3 protein-coding genes are annotated in these 2697 nt (G+C 41.1%); all 3 read right to left on the bottom strand.

Features of this window, described 5'->3' with window-relative positions:
• Window positions 1-80: 80 nt before the first annotated feature.
• From DV872_RS25880 to istA, 3 genes are read right to left on the bottom strand one after another with little or no spacing between them, the layout of a single operon-like run.
• Window positions 81-284, bottom strand: coding sequence for a hypothetical protein (locus DV872_RS25880; protein ID WP_114632868.1), 204 nt, complete (start codon window positions 282-284; stop codon window positions 81-83).
• A 12-nt stretch (window positions 285-296) separates the two neighbouring features.
• Window positions 297-1019 carry an IS21-like element helper ATPase IstB gene (gene istB, locus DV872_RS25875; RefSeq protein ID WP_114632867.1) on the bottom strand — a complete coding sequence of 241 codons (723 nt, stop codon included), beginning with the start codon at window positions 1017-1019 and terminating at the stop codon, window positions 297-299.
• Window positions 1016-2530, bottom strand: coding sequence for an IS21 family transposase (istA, locus tag DV872_RS25870; RefSeq protein ID WP_370446666.1), 1515 nt, complete (start codon window positions 2528-2530; stop codon window positions 1016-1018). The genes istB and istA overlap by 4 nt, the downstream gene beginning before the upstream one ends.
• Window positions 2531-2697: the final 167 nt, after the last annotated feature.

The raw sequence follows: 2697 nt of genomic DNA, 5'->3' as shown, positions 1-2697 counted from the left end.
TGTTTTTTGCAAGTGAAAATTCCCCATTATTGCAATTATTTTTCCCCACTAACCAGTGGGGAATTTCATGTGCAATTTAGTCAGAAATTTACCTCCTTAATATGCTTATGAACAGCCTTCCTGACCTGCTCATAAATGTCCTGTTCAGAGTATTCACGAACATGTCCATCGTCGTCCATGAAAGGCTTCCCTAATTGCAAAAGCAAGTCTTTTTTTATGGTCTCAGGGATTTCCTGCCGTGTGCTGAGTTGATATTCTTTAAGATACTTTTTTGTTAGAACCATTTTTGTTTTCTCCTATTCCCGCAGTCCGGATTCCTTGATCCGATTACTTTGCCCCTCAAACAATAACAGATGACAATGATGCAGAATCCTATCAACAATCGCACTTGTCATTTGCTCGTCATAAAAGACGTTAACCCATCTCGAGAACTCAAGATTGGTGTTGATGATCAATGATTTCCGCTCATAGCACTCAGATATAATTTCAAATAATAATTGGGCACCCATGCGGTCAAGTGGGACATATCCCCATTCATCCAGGATCAGAAGCTCTGATTTCAGGATCTGCTTCATGAACTTTGATAATGTCCCTTTTTTCTTCTCTTCAGACAGCTTGTTAACCAAAGCGGCAGTTCTGAAAAAACGAGTTTCAATCCCCATCTTGCAGGCCTCCACTCCAATAGCAGTGGACAAATATGTCTTGCCGGTTCCAACGTTGCCATACATAACAATATTGGATTTAGTCTCTAGAAAATTACAGTTCTTCAGGTATTCCGGGGTAACCAAAGACGGTAGTGTCACTTCGTCAAATCTGAACCCATCAAAGTCTTTCAGGCTGTAGAATCCGGCGTTTTTCATCAGCTTGTCGATTCTCTTGTTTTCTCTATGTTTCAGTTCTGAACGAAACAGCTGTACTAAAAAATCTACATGATTTTCTGCCTCAATTGTTTCGGCCATATCCACGATGTTATGGCTCAGTCTTAGTTCTCTACAGCAATCGGCAACTTCAGATATCATACCAAAACTCCTGAACTCTTAAGTTTCCGGTCATAGATACTCATATCTGTGGAGAGCCCGGCCATTACAGGAACATTTTCAGAAAGTTTCAACGCTGGCAGTTCTACAAAGTCTCCATGAATACGGTTATGGAGATTGAGCAAACTGTCAGTATCGATTACTTCATAATCAAGAGCATTTTCAACAGTTTTCACTGCACTCTCAAAATCACTTAACTCGGTTAATGTGGCAATCATTTGTAGAACTTGACCAATTCCGGCTTTATCACATCTTTCGAGGTAGGTGTTCATTATTGGAGGGAGTAATTGGTATATCCCAGAGTATTTTAATGCTCCAGGGCGTCTGGAGAGCTGTTTCAGGTAAGGTAACCACTTCATGCTCTGCTGTTTATGATTTCCATAGAGCCTTTCATGCTTCACAATGTCTCTTAAGCTATCGTCTAGGGGTATCACTTCGTTTGCCGTGATCTTCACACGGACAGATTCCCCTGAATACCTGGGGGAAATGGAATATTCATGAAGACCGTTTCCCAGATAGAACCTGCCGTATTTGTTGGTTTTAACGGTTCTGTATTTACTGACATCAAGCCGCGTTCTGGGCATGGGCAGTAGTGCCGATCTATCGGCAGAAAAAAGCTCTTCGATGTTGGAATCCTTGCGGTAGTGTTTTCTCATCGCATCTTCTTCACACTTCTCAAGCAGTGCTACGTTGAATGATGCCAGACTGTTAAACCGAGGTACCGGCACGAGCATATTTCTTCTGTGGTAACCCACTTTCCCTTCGACATTTCCCTTTTCATGACCTGCGTTAGGATTGCAAAAAACGGATTCAAAATTGTAGTGAGTCTGAAACCTTAGAAAGTCATCAGTTAAGTCCCGTCCACCATTTTTCAACACCCTTTTTACTATGGTACTGGTATTGTCAAACCATATTTTGGGTGGTACTCCACCTATGTGCTCAAAGATATTTAGCAGACCCTCAAACAGGCATTCCTGGTTCTCTCCCTTGAATAACTGGAAATATCCTTTATTGCTGTGTGGAAAAGAGAGGTTAAGATATTTTCCGCTATACTTCTTTCCATTTTCATAGTAGTCAGCATCACCAAAATCTCCCTGGGCTTCACCGGCAATATGTTCCAGGGGTATATATCCCTTTTCTCCATTGAAAATCTCTTTTTTCTTCACGGAAAAGTATCCGGCAACGGTACGGTATGAACAGTCAAAATCATCACCATATATTTCTATAAGTCTGTTAAACACTCGCATTGCAGTATGCCGCTGCTTTTTCTTAGCCTTTTTATCATCGGTGAGCCAGCTGTCAATCTCTGATTTATATGGGTCGAGCTTGGTAAAGGTACTTTCAGATTTTAGGGGTTCACCCGCTATATTCCAATCCTCCTTCTCAATATAAGTTCTTATTGTTTTCCTGTCCTTGCCTGTAATTCGATAAATCTCAGTAATGCTTTTCCCTTCTTCAAAATATAGGTTTCTGATGTTGCTAATCTCCGTCATCTTCAGCATCCTCCTTGTTCTCCCTGTAACTATGAATGATTCATAGTACAAGGATATAACTTGCATCAATCCCGCTCTTTTCAACTTCTGCAAAAGTGGGGAATTCCGGTCTGCAACTTTGGGGAATTTGCTTTGCAACTTCGTCCTATTTCAGTATGCAACAAACA

Source organism: Oceanispirochaeta sp. M1 (assembly GCF_003346715.1).
In the GTDB taxonomy this organism is placed as follows: Bacteria; Spirochaetota; Spirochaetia; order DSM-2461; family DSM-2461; genus Oceanispirochaeta.
Note: the sequence above shows the minus strand (reverse complement) of the source record. Positions and strands in the feature narration are given on the sequence as shown.